This is a genomic window from Criibacterium bergeronii (assembly GCF_001693775.2).
Taxonomy (GTDB): domain Bacteria; phylum Bacillota; class Clostridia; order Peptostreptococcales; family Filifactoraceae; genus Peptoanaerobacter; species Peptoanaerobacter bergeronii.
In genome coordinates this window covers 81,787-96,484 of the sequence record NZ_MBEW02000005.1, presented here as the reverse complement: position 1 = coordinate 96,484, position 14,698 = coordinate 81,787, and the positions used below count along the sequence as shown (strand labels likewise).

The window sequence follows — 14,698 nt, the reverse complement described above, 5'->3', positions numbered from 1 at the left end:
TGAAGTGCACTTATTAATTTAAAAATTAAGATTTATTTATAAGTAATTATGTATTATAGTACAAAAGTATGGATTTATAGCTAAATTATATCACATAAATTTAAAATTTAAATACAAAGTTTTAAATAATGTATTAATTAATTTAGCATATTTTTATAACATTGACATTTTGGTTTAATAATGATAAAATTTTACGCTCTAGTAAGTAATAGTGCATATTTGGGTATTAATAAAAATTATAAAAACAATCTCTAGTAGTTTATAAAGGTTATATGGGGGATTTTTATGGGGTTTGCTGAATTAATATTGTTAGGCGTGGGCGTGAGTATGGATGCGTTCGCTGTATCGGTATGTAAGGGATTGAGTATGCCAAGGGCTAGTAAAAAGGCAATGGCAACGTGTGGAGCGTGGTTTGGAGGGTTTCAGGCACTTATGCCACTTATTGGTTTTTTACTTGGAAATTTATTTTATTCAGCAATATCGCCATTCGACCACTGGATTGCTTTTATACTATTAGCTGCAATTGGATATAATATGATAAAGGAGTCAAGGGAGCTTGTATGCAAGGACTCTTCATCGGATTTATCCTTTAAAGTTATGTTTCCTATGGCTATAGCAACATCTATAGATGCACTGGCTATAGGTATATCACTGGCAATGGTTGGAAATATAAATATTTGGCTTGCAATAACAATTATAGGTACAACGACCTTTATTTTTTCTGCGATAGGGGTAAACATTGGGAGTGTTTTTGGAGATAAATTTGAAAAGAAAGCGGAGTTTGTTGGCGGAGTAATTTTGATACTTTTGGGTTTAAAAATTCTTTTGGAGCACCTAGGAGTTATATAAAACAAACTGATTATTAGTAAGTTACAAAAATGTAAAAATTTTTGCATTTTCCAAATAAAAATTGATAAAAAGTAGATTTATTTTTATTATAATGATATAATATTTTATACTTAAAGGGGGTGATATTTTGAACGATTGCATTGAAAGAGCCTCGACAGTATTTTATAAGATTAGAGATGCAGCAGATAACATAGAAAAAACTAATAAGGTTTTGTATGAGCAAAGGAATTTAGATAAGTATTTCAAGCTGATTGCTGAGGATTTGGCAAAGTCCACCGACTCTGAGTCAGTGCTGGTATATTTGCATGGAAATGATGACTACAATGAAATGCTTTATTCTATAGGCAACTCAGGTATGTTAGCAGAAAGTCTTGCTTTTGTAAAATTGATGAAAAGTGATGAAAAAAGAATTTTTTCTAAAGCTGAGCTGCCTGAAAAATTAGTAGAGCTAGGGGTATTCTCACTTGCCTTTGTAAGATTGTATAAGGGGGATGAAGTGCTTGGTGATGTTATATTGATTAATGCACCAAGATATTTGCCTGAGGATATAAGTGTTCTTAGGGTGTACGCCGCCCAAGTTGCCTTGTCGACAATTACTTTTATACAGACTAACAAAGCCTTTGACAGCTCATTTATTAAGAGGGATTTAAAGCTTATAAGTGAGCAGCAGCAGCTAATAATGGAGGACGAAATCGCCAATGATGACAGCAATATCAATGTTGATTATCTAAATGTTCCATTCAAATATGTAGGTGGAGATTTTTGCAAATTTAAAAAATTGGCTGAAAAAAAATACATTCTCTTCATAGCAGACGTTATGGGGCATGGTATAGTGAGCAACTATTTCGTAGCAATGATGAAGGGTGCAATAGAGCTGTTACTTATGGAAACCCATTCCCCGTCTGAAATATTAGTCAGATTAAATACTATTCTTTTCAATGAGCTGGATAAGCTAGACGTATTTGTTACAGCAAAAATGATATACTTAGATTTTGAAAGTAAGGTTGCATACATATCAAATGCCGGACATACAGTGCCTATTTTAGTTTATAAGGACAAGGACAGCAAAAGACATTGCAGCTTGGCACAAGAGACGGCTGTACTACCGCTTGGAGTTTTAAAAGATGCTAAATACATTGAGGATGAAATTGACATAACAGATATGGAGCTAATAGCCCTTTATACAGATGGTATTATAGAAGTAAAAAATAAAGAGGGGCAAGAGTTTGGAGTGGATAATCTAGGCAAATACCTGATTTCTCAGCTAGAGCAAAATAAAGATGATATATGCAAGTCTATATTTAGCACCTTGCAGGAATACTCAGATAATGATGAGATAAAAGACGATTTAACCATGGTTACACTTAGAGTAAACGATTTAAATGAATAAATTTGTAATATCTTTTATGAAAGGATATCATGATAATAACAATAGATGGACCGGCAGGTACAGGCAAGAGCACTGTAGCAAAACTGCTTGCGGAAAAATTAGGCTTTGTATATTTGGACACCGGTGCTATGTATAGGGCAGTGACTTTGTATTTTTTAGATAATAATATTAATTTTGATGACGAAGAGCTTATAAAGTCTAAAATGGACGAAATCAACATCACTTTTAATAAAACCGGCACTTTATTAAATAACGTAGACGTGTCAAAAGAAATCAGGTCGGACAGAGTTAATAAAAATGTTTCCCAAGTATCCGCTCTAAAAGCTGTCAGAGACAAGCTCACCTCTCTACAAAGAAAATGTGCTGTAAACACTTCTTTAGTATGCGAGGGAAGGGATATGGGCAGTGTAGTTTTTCCAAATGCTGAACATAAATTTTTCCTAAGTGCAAGCGTAGATGTAAGAGCTAAAAGACGCTATGATGAGGAGCTACAAAAGGGAATGCAGCCTGATTTTGATGAGATAAAAAAATCCATTCAAAATCGTGACAATATAGACTCTAATAGAGATATCGCTCCGCTAAAAAAAGCAGAGGATACTATAGAAATTGATACCAGCTTTCTTGGTATACAAGATGTATTAGAGCTTTTAGCAGACTATGTTGAGGGAAAAGATGTTATATAGTATTGCAAGATTTGTATTAATGGTGTTTGTAAAAATATTTTTTAGAGTGGACGTCCAAGGAAACAACTACATACCTAGTGACAAGGCTTATATATTAGCTTGCAATCATACCAGCAATTTTGATGTAGTAGTGGTAATGGCAAAAACTAAAAATAGAAAAATACATTTTTTGGCTAAAAAAGAATTATTTAAAAATAAAATTATTGCCTATTTACTGGAAAAAGCTTACACCATCCCTATAGATAGACAAAAAAATGACATGAAGGCTCTGAAAAGATGCCTAAAGGTTTTGAAAAATAACGAGGTTTTGGGCATTTTTCCTCAAGGCACTAGAGTAAAACAAGGACAAGACGAGGACGCCAAGCTAGGCATTGGTATGTTTGCAGTCACTACAAACACACCTGTAATACCTGTAAGCATAATTACAGAGGGTTACAAGCCATTTTCTAAAATAAAAATAATCTATCATGAGCCATATAATGTGCCGCTACAAATTGTAGAAGATAGAGATAAGACAAGAAAATTAGACAATTATAAAAAAGTGGCTGATGAAGTAATGAACATAATAAACTTGAAACAAAATTAATATAGAGAAAAATAATGGAAATAATTGTAAGTGAACATTCCGGATATTGCTATGGTGTAAAAAAAGCCATAGATACCGCTATGGAAAAAATGGACGAAAAGGGCATACTCTACAGCTTTGGCGATATCATTCACAACAAAAGAGCCATACAAAGGTTGAGCGACAACGGACTGATAGTAGTAAATGATATAAAAAGTGAATACGAAAGTATTTTATTTCGCTCCCATGGAGTAGAAAAAAATATTTACACTTTAGCCAAACAAAAAGGAGTTGAGGTCATAGATGCGACCTGCGTTTTTGTAAAAAAGATACAAGATACAGTAGAGCAAAATTATCAATCAGGAAAAAATATAATTATAGCCGGTGACAAAAATCATCCTGAGGTCATCGGTATAAACTCAAGAGCTGATTATACTGCTATATTTATCACGTCCGCTGAGGACGTGGATAAGCTTGACATTGATTTGGATAAGGAGTATATACTGGTTTTTCAAACCACTTTTAACACTCAAAAGTATGAGACAATAGTAGATAAAATTAAAGCAAAGTACAAAAATATAACTATATTTAATACAATCTGCTCTGCCACGAAAAAAAGACAAGATAGTGCAGTAGAGCTGGCAAAAAAAGTGGATTTAATGATAGTTATTGGAGATAAAAAAAGCTCCAACTCAAAAAAACTGTTTGAGCTGACAGCCAAATATGTAAAAAGTGTTTTTATAGAGGATAAAAAAGAGCTGGAAAGCTACGATTTTGACGGTATAAATAAAGCAGGAATAACTGCCGGAGCATCAACTCCGGATTTTGTAATTGAAGAAGTAATTGATTATATAAAATCAATTTCTAAAAATCAGTAACCCTTTTAGAAATTGATTTTACATTTTTAAAGGAGAATTTTTTTGAACAGAATAAATATACTAGATAGTCAAAATTTCACCAACCAAGAATACTATGTAGACCTGATAAAGGCTGAAAATGACAGATTTGAAACCTTAACAGGCAAAAAAAAATCCTATCTTATCACAACCTTCGGCTGTCAAATGAATGAGCATGATAGCGAAAACCTGAGCGGAATTATGCAGGACATGGGCTATATTGAGGCTGACAGCCAAGAAGAGGCTGATATAATAGTATACAACACTTGTGCAGTAAGAGAAAATGCAGAGGATAGATTTTTTGGCAATATTGGAGCATTAAAAAACTTAAAAAAACAGAATCCGGATAAAATATTAGCTACTTGTGGCTGTATGATGCAGCAAGACGAAGTAGTAGACGAAATCTTGGCAAAATACAGACACGTTGATTTGATATTTGGCACACACAACATTTACAAATTTCCTGAGCTTTTATACACCTACATTTCCCAAGAAGATAAAAAAACAGTATCAGACGTTTGGAAAATAGATGGAGACGTAATAGAGGGTTTGCCATCAATTAGAAGATATGACTTCAAATCCTTTGTAAATATTATGTATGGCTGCAACAATTTTTGCACCTATTGCATAGTGCCATACACAAGAGGCAGAGAAAGAAGTAGACTACCTAAGGACATCATTAAAGAAATTGAGCTGTTGGCTAAAAGTGGAGTAAAAGAAATAACTTTACTTGGGCAAAATGTAAATTCCTACGGCAATAATTTTGAAGAAAAATATACATTTCCAATGCTCCTAAAAGATATAGACAAGATAGACGGCATACAAAGAGTTAGGTTCATGACATCTCACCCAAAAGACATATCTATAGAGCTGATAGATTCATTTGTAGAACTGAATAAATTATGCGAAAGCTTGCATTTGCCGGTACAATCGGGCAGCAACAGCATACTTCAAAAAATGAACAGAAATTATACAAGACAAGATTACCTAAAAAAAATCGAGGCAATCAAATCAAAAGTGCCTGATATTGCCTTAACCACAGACATTATTGTTGGATTTCCGGGAGAAACTGACCAAGATTTTAAAGATACTTTGGACTTGGTAAAACAAGTTGAATACGACCTAGCCTTCACCTTTTTATATTCACCTAGACCCGGTACAAAGGCGGCGGTCATGACAGACCAAGTGCCAGAAGAAGTGAAAAAAGAGAGGTTTAATCAGCTCCTTGAGACAGTAAACGAGATAGCAGCTAGAAAAAATAAAGCTTATCTAGGCAAAATAGAAGAGGTTTTAGTAGAGGGGCTTAGCAAAAATAACGACCAAATTTTAAGTGGCAGAAATAGAAAAAATAAGCTGATTAATTTTGCCGGAGATAAGAGCAAGATTGGTCAAATAGTAAATGTAAAGATAACAGCCACAAAATCCTTTAGCTTGGACGGGGTAGAGGTAGACTAGTGTATGACATTTATTTTGAAAAAATAAATAAGACTGTCACGTCAATAGATTTTATATTTGAAATTTTAAAAAACTATTATGATTTCAAAGGAAAAAAACACGACATCATAAAAACAAAAAATGGCAAGCCATATATAAAGGGTTATGGCTTGCATTTTAGCATATCAAATAAAAATGACTTTATTGCTGTAATAGTGGCTGATAATCCGGTTGGGATTGACATAGAGGTGCTAAAGGGAAAGGATAGGGATAATATAGCAAAAAAAGTGCTGGTTCAAGAAGAATTTTTGAAATATGAAAATTTAGAAAGCAAATTAGAAAAAGAAAAAAAATTTTTAGAATTTTGGACAAAAAAAGAGGCAATCATTAAGAAAAATGGCTGGAAATTATCAGATATTTTTAGCCTTTATACAAAAAACTACAATTGTTTCACACTTTTTTTAAAAAATTATGTATTATCAGTTTGTTTATGATATAATTCAGACAGATTAATTTTTATATAATAGGAGTTAATATGGCAGAGCTAAAATTTAAAATAGTGGATAATTTTGGAGAGCTGTCTACAGCAGCCAATGGTTGGTCTAAGGAGCTTAATCTAGTTTCGTGGAATGACAAACAGCCAAAATATGACATCAGAGCATGGGATGAGTCACATGAAAAAATGGGCAAGGGCATTACGCTCAGCAAAGAAGAAATGCTAATATTAAAAGGTATATTAAACAATATGGACTTTGAAGATTAAAAAATTAGGGCAAAAAGTCCGATATATATAAAAATATTTGCTTTAATTACATAATTTGAGTTATTATTTGGGGACTTATATGAGAATAGATGTAGATAGCTCAGTTTTTCGTCCGGGATATGTGCCACAAAAGACAAGCGGTAATGCGGAAGAGCTTAACGCAAAAGGCGAGTTTGTCAGAGGAAAAATAGTAGATGTAAACCAAAATATGGTGCTGATACAAACCTCTACAGGCAAGCAGTTTTCTGCTACTACCACTATACCTGTTGAAAACTACATTGACCAAGAAATGGCATTTACTATTTTAATGGGTGAAGATGGGCAGATATTACTAAAGCCTGAAATAGACGAAACCGGACTTAACAAACAGCTCAATTTAAAAGTAGAGGACATACTCTTAAAAATGGGCAAACAGATAACACCTGAAAATAAAGAGCTGGTCAAGCAAATGATGAGTAGCTCAATACCAATTACATTAGAAAATTTTGACGAATTAAGAGAAACCATGTTTTCTGCAAATATATTGCAGAGCAAGGAGTTTTCTTATGATTTAAAACAGGGAGACTCTGAGCTTAATCTAAACCAACTGGTAAAACAGCTACAAATGAGGAAGGATTTTAATGTAGCCGGAGAAAATACTACATCTCAGCTCCCTGAAGGACTAAATGTCAAAGACTTTTTGTTATTAAAAAATCTTGGCATAGAGGCAAATATAAATAATATAAAAGCACTTTACGACATATTTCAAAAAATAGACTTGGGAAAGACAGACCTGACAGGCATCAAGTCAATGCTGGCAAGTGCAGGATTTTTTGAAAACGTAAAAAATGACATAGATTTGGCAACCAATCAAAATTTAAATATATTAACCAATGAGCAAAAAAGTCAAATAGAAACATTAAAATCAAATCTACCTAACACAAGCAAAATGGAATTTGTGAGTGACAAAGAACTTACACAGTTTAAATTTCCTGATTTAGCCAGCCTAATCGGCAGGGACTCAAAATTAATAAAAGGTTCATTTGAAAGAAATTTAGCACTATCAGAGGTTATAGACACACTAAAAGAAGTAGACACAAAGCTCACAAAAAATATAAACTCAGACTGGCAAAACTCAAAAGAACAACTGAGCATCGACTATAAGTCAGTGAAAAACGAACTTAAAACAGTATCAGAAATGCTTGGAAGAAACAGCGACATCTCACAGTTTATAGACAAACAGATAATGCCAAAATTAGATGTGCTTGCAAATATGCAGGACAGATACAATTACAACATAATTCCATTACAAATACAAAATCAGGACAACGTACTCCAATTTTACAGCAAGAAAAAACCGGCGACTAGAAAAAACGAAGATGCCCCGCTGAATATTGGGCTTTGCCTGAACACCAAAAACTACGGCATAATAAAATCAATGCTTAGCTACAAAAAAGGGCAAATGCTTAACATTGACTTTTACACACAGGATATAAAAACAAAAAATTATTTCCAAAACAACATAAAACAGCTCAACGATACATTAAAACAAATGGGATTTTACAATCTAAATATTACAGTGCAACAGTCATTACCTATGTCTAAATCAAAGGAAATGATAGACGATGTGCTATATGACAACAAAGAAATGAAATCTTTTGAATTGTGGATATGAGGTCACACAAATGGATGATAAGAACAATGTCGAGTCTGCGGTAGCATTAAAATACAAGCCTGAAGAGGATATAGCTCCAAGAGTAATAGCCAAGGGAGAACGCAAAGTAGCAGAAAATATTGTCAAAAAAGCAAAAGAAAACGACATACCGGTTTATAAAGACGAAAAACTGGTAAAGCAACTCAAAAATATAGAACTTGATGAAAATATCCCAAGTGAGCTTTACGAGGCAGTCGCACAGGTGCTACTATTTATAACTAAAATAGATAATCAAAAATGAAAAATTTAAATACACAAAAGGGAAAACAAGGCGAAGAACTAGCCTGTAATTACTTATTAAAAAATGGGTATAAAATAATCACAAGAAATTACAAGACAAAATTTGCAGAAATAGATATAATAGCCTACAAAGCTAAAATAATAAGCTTTGTAGAGGTGAAGTCACGCAGCAGCGTAGATTACGGCAGGGGTTACGAGGCAGTAGATAATAGAAAAATGAATAAAATTAGGACAAATGCCAATTACTATCTTTGCACAAGTGATGTTGATTATGAAGGGCTATCATTTGATATAATTGAGGTTGACTTAAAAAGTGGAGCAGTAAACCACATAGTCTCAGCTTTTTAAATTTCACTTGATTTATATTGTAATATCATAGTATAATGAAAAAAATGCGTAAGTTTTATGTAATAAAAATTTTTAACAAATTATTTTACATAATTTTGCAAGAAGGCGGGAATTAAGGTGAATACATTTTTAGATAAAAAAACTATCCTAGAGGAGATAAAAGAAAAGCTAAAGGAAGAAGGATTTAAACTAACCCATCAAAGAAGAAGCATAGTGGAAATACTACTAAACTCTGACGGAAAACATATGAGCAGCGAGGAAATATATGACCTTGTCAAAATAAACTGCCCTGAAATCGGACTTGCGACAGTATATAGGACTTTGCAGGTATTAGACAAGCTGGGTTATACCAACAAATTAAATTTAGACGATGGTTGCGTAAGGTACGAATTAAATTTAGATAAAGATGCACACAACCATCATCACTTGATATGCAAGTCATGCGGTAAGATAATAGAGGTTCAAGAAGATTTGTTGGAAAATTTGGAGCAGGTAATAAATGAAAAATATGGCTTTGTAGTACAAAACCATGACGTTAAATTTAACGGCTACTGCAAAGATTGTAAAAAAAATATGAAATAACATTAATACACTAAATATTTAGAGTATTCAGTACACAAAAAACCAAGGCTTTAGACCTGTAATCTACAGCCTTGGTTTTTATAGTATAAATATTATTCTAAATTCAATCTTTCTTTAATCATAGCTTTATATTCGTCAAATGTATACCTTTTTATTTCGCAGCTACCTATTTTACCTACAAATACGGTATCTATAAAGTCGCCTTGTCTTTTTTTGTCGTGCATTACAAAATCTAGCACTTTATTCAAGTCATAGGGGTAATTTGTTGGCAAGTGGAATTTTTTTAAAAGGTTTATTAGTCTTTCTCTTACATCATCACTGCACATAGGGAGCATACCCAATGCAACGCATTCTCCATGAGTGAGTGCATTTAGACCTACATCTGACTCGATGCCATGACCAAGGGTGTGACCGAAGTTGAGTGTTTTTCTTAAATTTGTTTCCTTTTCATCCTGCTCTACGATATTTTTTTTAATCAAAAGTGAGGAGTAAATTATTTCTTCGATGTTGTCGATGGTTATAGCTTCGGTTTCAAATTTATTAAATAAGTTTTCGTCAGCTATCATAGACATTTTTATGGACTCAGCTAAACCGGACGATATGTGACGGCTATCCAAAGTTTTTAGAGTATTAATATCTATTAGCACGCCCTTTGGCTGGTAAAATGAGCCTACAATATTTTTAGTGTTTTCAAAATTAATCGCACATTTGCCGCCTATAGATGAGTCTATCTGAGATAGCATGGTGGTAGGAATTTGATAATAGTCTATGCCTCTCATATATGATGAGGCTACAAAGCCTCCTAAATCGCCTGCAACTCCGCCTCCTACAGCGACTAATACGTCTGCTCTTGTCATGCCAAAGGCCAGCATTTGTTTTAGAACCTTTGTAAAAGTGAAGATGCTTTTTGAGCGTTCTCCTTGTTTTGCTATAAATATGATTGCGTCCTTTGAATTTTGAGAGATTGTTTTTGAATATTCAATTGGTACTCCGGCATCAGTCAAGATAAAGACTTTTCGGTCAAGCTTTAAATATTGCTTGGCATCTTTTAAGATATCCTTTCCTATATTTATATCATAACTATTTTGAGCAAGATTTATTGTTATTTTTTTCATAAGAGACTTCCTATTTACAAATTAATATACAAAGTTATCATTTGTTTAATGTATCGGCAATTTCGTAAATAAGTTTCTCTGTTTTTTCCCAGCCTAGGCAAGGGTCTGTAATTGACTGCCCGTAAGTATTGCCGTCAGGCTTTTGGCATCCGTCAATTAGATAGCTTTCAATCATAAGTCCTTTTACGATAGTTTTTATTTTTTTGCTTTGATTGCGGCTGTAAAGCACATCTCTTGCTATTCTAATTTGTTCCAAATATCTTTTGCCTGAATTTGAGTGGTTTACGTCTACGATTATAGCCGGATTTTCCAAATTGGATTTTTGGTAAAGCTCGTTAAGCGTCAGTATGTCCTCGTAGTGATAGTTAGGTATGGCTCTGCCGGTAGGGTCTTGGTATCCTCTTAGGATTGCGTGGGCATAAGGATTGCCTGAGCTATCCACTTCCCAGCCACGATAGATAAAGGTGTGACCGATTTGTGCGGCTTTAATGGAATTCATCAAAACTGATAGTTCTCCGCTGGTGGGATTTTTCATGCCGACCGGTACATCTAAACCTGAGGCGGTGAGCCTGTGCTGCTGATTTTCTACTGACCTTGCTCCGACTGCCACATAGGACAACACATCGGAAAAATATCTTAAATTATCGGGATAGAGCATTTCGTCTGCACAACTAAAGCCATATTCGTTTAGTATGGACATATGCAGGTCACGACTGGCGATTATGCCCTCTAGCATATCGGGTTTTTGGGTGGGTACTGGCTGATGCAACATTCCCTTGTAGCCCTCTCCTGTAGTCCTTGGTTTATTTGTGTATACTCTAGGGATTATGAATATATTGTCTTTTACTTTTTCTTGGAGATTACGCAGCCGTTCAACATAATCCATGACGGATTTTTTATTGTCTGCTGAGCAAGGTCCAACTATCAAAAGAAATTTATTAGATTTTCCTTCAAATATGTTTTTCAGTTCTATATCTCTTTGTTTTTTTACATTTGCCATTTGCTCAGTTACCGGATACTGCTGTTTTATATCCTTTGGTATGGGCAACTTTTGGTGGAAATTCATCCTCATTTATGTGTCCTCTTGTGAAATTAATAAGGTAAAAAAATATTTTTTATTTTATACCCAAAAATATATCGGTAATAAATTTTAGAAAAAAACCAAAAAGTGACAGAGATTAAATTTTCTCAGCCTTTGGGTGTTTTTTGTAGTATATATTTTGATTTTGACTATAAATTCAGTATGTCATCGTTTCGTAGTGCACTTATTTCTATGTTCATACCATATTCATGAAGTAATTTTTCCCATAAAAGCATGGTAGTGTGTTCAGAGTCAGCCAAAGTACCGTCAAAGTCAAATATATAATGATTAAATTTCATCGCTCCTCCTAAATTAGTTTTAACTTTAGTTTGTGTAGATATACCCAAGATAGGATATCAAATTACAAAATATTGATTACTTGTAAACTGTTTTTGTATTTGAATATATGAAAAGATTATGGTATAATTTTTTTTGATTAAAAATAAACTGGGTATATAGATTAATTATAACTTGAATTAAAATAGATTGCGTAAATGATAAACAGCGTGATTGAAAGATAAATTAAAAGATAGATGTAATCTATCTTTTTATATAGAGCTTTACTTTTTATTACATTAAAGGATATTTTAGACTTAGAAATTGGGTAAAAAAGCATTACGCCCTCTTTAGTAAATATATCTCCTAAAAATATATGTGAAAAAAAAGAAATTACAGCTACATAATAATATTTGATGAGATTTGTATCATTTTTTAGAGGAGATAAGCATAAAGCGACTAGCACCAAGGCAAGTATGCTATGAGAAAAACCTCTATGGGAAAAAAACGGCAAAATCGCAAGCAGTAAAAATATATTTTTAGCTGTTTTTACATGGGTATATTTTGAAAAAATATAATAGATAAATAAAAATGCCAAGGTCAATGATACTTTTTTTAGGGTTTTATTTTTAGAAGAAAATCTTAACAAAAGTACCATTACGGGAACAATTATTAAAGCTTGCTCAGGGAGCAGTCTTTTTATAAATACTGCATATAAAAGAGCTAGGGTAACTAGTGAGAATAAAGCAATTTGAATAAATTTTAGCGGAGCTTTTCTTATAATTTGTGATATTTTGGAGCTATGCACATCTATGTCTGGTAAGACGCTGAAGGCTAGACATATGGGTATATCTACGATATCAAAGCTTTGCTTGGTTAAAATAATATAATTTACATATGTTGTCATACCGATTGTGGCGTGTGTTACGGATTTCATGTATCTCTCCTAAAGGATATGGATATTTGTATTTAAAATTATATCATATTTGAATTTTATATTACAGGTTAATTGTTGTTCCGTTTGGGGCTTAGAGACAAGATTAATAAAAACTAAAGAAAATTATTTTATACTATTAAAAGCGAAAGGAGATTTTAATAATCAATTTATTAAAATAAAATTATGGCAAAAAGAAATCAAAAAATTAAAATTAGCTTACTCGGAGGATTAAATGAGATAGGTAAAAACATGACAATGATTGAATACAAGGGTGACATTGTCATAATAGACTGCGGACTAATTTTTCCTGAGGACGAAATGCTAGGTATAGATATAGTAATACCTGATGTGAGCTACCTTGTAAAAAATAAGGACAAAATAAAAGCCTTGTTGGTAACTCATGGACACGAAGACCACATAGGTGCTATACCTTATCTGTTAAAGAAAATAAACGTTCCAATCTATACGATGAAATTTACTCTTGGACTAATCAAGCTAAAAATAAAAGAGCACAACCTATCAGGAGTGGATTTACATGAAATACAGCCAAGACAAAAAATTTCTCTTGGAGCATTTGATGCCGAATTCATAAGAGTAAACCACTCCATACCTGACTCTTGCTCAATTGCACTGCATACAGACCAAGGCATAATTTTCCATACAGGTGACTTCAAGATAGATTTTACACCAATAGATAAAAACAGAGTTGACCTTACATCTATTGCACAAATCGGTAGCAAAGGTGTAATATGTATGCTTGGAGAAAGCACAAACGTGGAATTGCCTGGCTATACAGAAAGTGAGTCAGCAGTAGGTACAACACTAAGCAACATATTCCAAGCAGAAACAGAAAATAGAATATTTGTAGCCACATTTGCATCAAACGTACACAGACTTCAGCAAATAATTGATGCAGCATACAAAAATGGCAGAAAAGTAGCAGTTAGCGGCAGGTCGCTTGCAAATATCCTAGCAGTGGCATCAGAATTTAAATATATAAACATCCCTGAGGGCACATATATTGACCTTAGAGATATAAATAAATATCAAGATAATGAGCTTGTGATAATCACAACAGGCTCACAAGGAGAGCCATTAGCCGCACTTACAAGAATGTCAAAGATGGAGCATAGGCAAGTAGAAATTAAAGACGGAGATGTAGTAATATTTTCCGCCCATCCAATCCCGGGGAATGAGAAACTGGTATCAAGAGTTATAAATGCTCTGTTTGAAAGAGGAGCAAAGGTAATATACGACTCCATATCTGAAATCCACGTTTCAGGTCACGCTAGACAAGAAGAGTTAAAGCTGATGCTGTCACTGGTTAAACCAAAATATTTTGTACCAATCCACGGTGAAAGAAGACATCTTATACAGCACAAAAAAATGGCTGAAAAGCTTGGCATACCATCAGAAAATATATTCCTTATGTATAACGGAGACACACTAGAAATAGATAGAGATATTGCACAGCTAGGCAATAGAATTCAAGCCGGCAGCATCATGGTTGACGGTCTTGGAGTAGGTGACGTAGGGAATATAGTGCTAAGAGATAGAAAACACCTGTCAGAAGACGGCTTAATAGTAATCGTAATACCAATTGATGAAACAGAAAATATTCAAGATAAGATAGAAATAATATCAAGAGGGTTTGTCTATGTAAGAGAGTCAGAAAAACTAATGGACGAAATCAAAGCACTCACAGTAGAAACAGTGAAACAATGTATAAGCAAAAATAACATAGATAGAGTGCAAATAAAAAATGCAGTAAAAGAAAATCTTAAATATTATTTGTTTGAAAAGACAAAAAGAGACCCAATGATTTTACCAATAATCATCGACTAAT

At 33.4% G+C, this 14,698-nt stretch carries 17 protein-coding genes; 13 read left to right on the top strand and 4 right to left on the bottom strand.

Annotated elements, in window-relative coordinates:
• Positions 1-285 precede the first annotated feature (285 nt).
• The 12 genes from BBG48_RS03725 to BBG48_RS03670 all read left to right on the top strand — a co-directional run bounded on the left by BBG48_RS03725 (position 286) and on the right by BBG48_RS03670 (position 9,443).
• On the top strand, positions 286-849 hold the full coding sequence (locus tag BBG48_RS03725; RefSeq protein WP_068911360.1) for a manganese efflux pump MntP: 564 nt from the start codon (positions 286-288) through the stop codon (positions 847-849).
• Positions 850-976: 127 nt separating this feature from the next.
• Positions 977-2,239, top strand: coding sequence for a SpoIIE family protein phosphatase (locus tag BBG48_RS03720; RefSeq protein ID WP_068911358.1), 1,263 nt, complete (start codon positions 977-979; stop codon positions 2,237-2,239).
• A 29-nt stretch (positions 2,240-2,268) separates the two neighbouring features.
• Positions 2,269-2,922, top strand: coding sequence for a (d)CMP kinase (gene cmk / locus BBG48_RS03715; RefSeq protein ID WP_068911357.1), 654 nt, complete (start codon positions 2,269-2,271; stop codon positions 2,920-2,922).
• Positions 2,912-3,508 carry a lysophospholipid acyltransferase family protein gene (locus BBG48_RS03710; protein WP_068911355.1) on the top strand — a complete coding sequence of 199 codons (597 nt, stop codon included), beginning with the start codon at positions 2,912-2,914 and terminating at the stop codon, positions 3,506-3,508. Before cmk ends, BBG48_RS03710 begins: the two co-directional genes overlap by 11 nt.
• Positions 3,509-3,522: 14 nt before the next feature.
• Positions 3,523-4,365 (top strand): 4-hydroxy-3-methylbut-2-enyl diphosphate reductase, encoded by an 843-nt coding sequence (locus BBG48_RS03705; RefSeq protein ID WP_068911353.1) that lies wholly within the window; start codon positions 3,523-3,525, stop codon positions 4,363-4,365.
• A gap of 42 nt (positions 4,366-4,407) precedes the next feature.
• Positions 4,408-5,838, top strand: a complete 1,431-nt coding sequence (miaB, locus tag BBG48_RS03700; protein WP_068911351.1) for a tRNA (N6-isopentenyl adenosine(37)-C2)-methylthiotransferase MiaB — start codon at positions 4,408-4,410, stop codon at positions 5,836-5,838.
• Positions 5,838-6,311: a 4'-phosphopantetheinyl transferase family protein gene (locus BBG48_RS03695; RefSeq protein ID WP_068911349.1), complete on the top strand. Its 474-nt coding sequence runs from the start codon at positions 5,838-5,840 to the stop codon at positions 6,309-6,311. The genes miaB and BBG48_RS03695 overlap by 1 nt, the downstream gene beginning before the upstream one ends.
• Positions 6,312-6,352: 41 nt before the next feature.
• Positions 6,353-6,580: a YdbC family protein gene (locus BBG48_RS03690; protein ID WP_068911348.1), complete on the top strand. Its 228-nt coding sequence runs from the start codon at positions 6,353-6,355 to the stop codon at positions 6,578-6,580.
• A 79-nt stretch (positions 6,581-6,659) separates the two neighbouring features.
• On the top strand, positions 6,660-8,234 hold the full coding sequence (locus BBG48_RS03685; RefSeq protein ID WP_068911345.1) for a hypothetical protein: 1,575 nt from the start codon (positions 6,660-6,662) through the stop codon (positions 8,232-8,234).
• Positions 8,235-8,244: 10 nt separating this feature from the next.
• Positions 8,245-8,514 (top strand): EscU/YscU/HrcU family type III secretion system export apparatus switch protein, encoded by a 270-nt coding sequence (locus BBG48_RS03680; protein ID WP_068911343.1) that lies wholly within the window; start codon positions 8,245-8,247, stop codon positions 8,512-8,514.
• The gene (locus tag BBG48_RS03675) at positions 8,511-8,861 is read left to right on the top strand and encodes a YraN family protein (protein ID WP_068911341.1); all 351 of its coding nucleotides are present in this window, start codon (positions 8,511-8,513) and stop codon (positions 8,859-8,861) included. Before BBG48_RS03680 ends, BBG48_RS03675 begins: the two co-directional genes overlap by 4 nt.
• A gap of 117 nt (positions 8,862-8,978) precedes the next feature.
• Positions 8,979-9,443 (top strand): Fur family transcriptional regulator, encoded by a 465-nt coding sequence (locus BBG48_RS03670; RefSeq protein ID WP_068911339.1) that lies wholly within the window; start codon positions 8,979-8,981, stop codon positions 9,441-9,443.
• A 92-nt stretch (positions 9,444-9,535) separates the two neighbouring features.
• Here the strand turns inward: BBG48_RS03670 and aroB are convergent, their stop codons facing one another.
• The 4 genes from aroB to BBG48_RS03650 form a co-directional block, all read right to left on the bottom strand.
• Positions 9,536-10,558, bottom strand: coding sequence for a 3-dehydroquinate synthase (gene aroB, locus BBG48_RS03665; protein WP_068911337.1), 1,023 nt, complete (start codon positions 10,556-10,558; stop codon positions 9,536-9,538).
• Between the two features lie 37 nt (positions 10,559-10,595).
• Entirely contained in the window at positions 10,596-11,630 is a 1,035-nt protein-coding gene (locus BBG48_RS03660; protein ID WP_068911335.1) for a 3-deoxy-7-phosphoheptulonate synthase, read from the bottom strand.
• Positions 11,631-11,788: 158 nt separating this feature from the next.
• Complete coding sequence (locus BBG48_RS03655; RefSeq protein WP_116170937.1) at positions 11,789-11,938, bottom strand: HAD hydrolase-like protein; 150 nt, start codon at positions 11,936-11,938, stop codon at positions 11,789-11,791.
• Positions 11,939-12,099: 161 nt separating this feature from the next.
• A complete protein-coding gene (locus BBG48_RS03650) occupies positions 12,100-12,852 on the bottom strand; it encodes a metal-dependent hydrolase (protein ID WP_068911333.1) in 753 nt (250 codons plus the stop codon).
• Between the two features lie 183 nt (positions 12,853-13,035).
• Here BBG48_RS03650 and BBG48_RS03645 point away from each other — a divergent pair, with 183 nt between their 5' ends.
• The gene (locus BBG48_RS03645) at positions 13,036-14,697 is read left to right on the top strand and encodes a ribonuclease J (protein ID WP_068911331.1); all 1,662 of its coding nucleotides are present in this window, start codon (positions 13,036-13,038) and stop codon (positions 14,695-14,697) included.
• The last annotated feature ends 1 nt before the right edge of the window (position 14,698 follow it).